The organism is Cupriavidus sp. SK-3 (genome assembly GCF_000611145.1).
In the GTDB taxonomy this organism is placed as follows: domain Bacteria; phylum Pseudomonadota; class Gammaproteobacteria; order Burkholderiales; family Burkholderiaceae; genus Cupriavidus.
In genome coordinates, this window is the sequence record NZ_JFJV02000048.1 from 1 (window position 1) to 1,181 (window position 1,181).

1 protein-coding gene is annotated in these 1,181 nt (G+C 57.4%); it reads left to right on the top strand.

From position 1 onward, the window contains the following. Positions 1–1,181, top strand: a 1,181-nt coding sequence (locus tag CF70_RS36465) for a hypothetical protein (protein ID WP_035861261.1), incomplete at both ends; no start/stop codon positions are given.

The window sequence follows — 1,181 nt, forward strand, 5'->3', positions numbered from 1 at the left end:
CCGCCCGTACACCACTTTCAACTCTAGCTCGCTGTTGATGGCGACACCTGCAGTTGCCCTTGAAGCCAACTCAGTTACGAGTGTCATTGAGTCTGCTGTAGCAGAGGGCATTCGTTTTACCTGCGGCGCCACCAGGCTAGAGACGCTCGAAACAGAGATGCAGGACTACCTGCAGTCCCTCGGCGTCCGTCCCGACCTTGTCATCAAGAAGGTTGACCGCGAGCATGGAACGGCGGTCTACACACTAGCCACACCCAAAGGTGACACCAACACCCTGAACTTTCACCAACGTCTGGGCTTTGCCGTCGGCCGGGAGGTGGTGGCTTTGCCGACGAAGACCGGCCGAACTCGAAAAGTCACCACCGTGTCGAAGAAAGAGATTCTTCTGGCGCTGATGCAACATGGCCGCCTGACAGAATTCCGGGGGTCAGCCTGCGACATCAAGGCACTGCACGACCATATTGGCGCGCGTCAGAACATTGTCGCCTGGGCAGAGCACCTTGGGTGGGTGTGGCCAAACGGGGATTCGGCGCGCTGGAACAGGCGGTTCTGGAACGAGGGAACCCCTAAGCCCGGTACGGCACTGACTGCCGCCCTGATGGACGCCTTCCTAACACAGCGGCAATATGCGATTGGCTGTTTCACTGCAACCAAGCTGGTGATTGCTCATGGCATCACAGACTATTATGGCAGGGTCAAGCCGGATACCGCACTGGCGCGGCTTGTGCAGGACCGCCTCCTTGCTGATGGCGACGCTCTGGTACGCGTTGAGCCGGCTCGCATGTGGTCATTTGAGGCCGACTTTGACCGCGCAGACGCTGCGACGCCTGGAAAGCTGCTGCTGCTAACCGAAGGGGTTGCACCCAAGAACTTCGTACCAGGAGACTGGGCCTATCTGCTCAACACGGACCCTGTTTCCTATCGGAAGATGGGGTATGAAGGGTCCAATGCCATCTATCTTGGCCACAACCGCTTTGATGACTACTACAACGACAACCATCACGCGTACACGTATGAGCAGAAGCTGGATGAGGTCTACCAGTGGCGTCATGGAGTCTTCAGTCGCTCACGCGATTTCAAAAAAATCCGAAAACTGAGTCACCCCGAACTGGAGCGCCTAGGCGCGGCCCCCGATGCCGGTGGGTTAGTTCATGCGGTTATACACATCTTTGACCGATCAA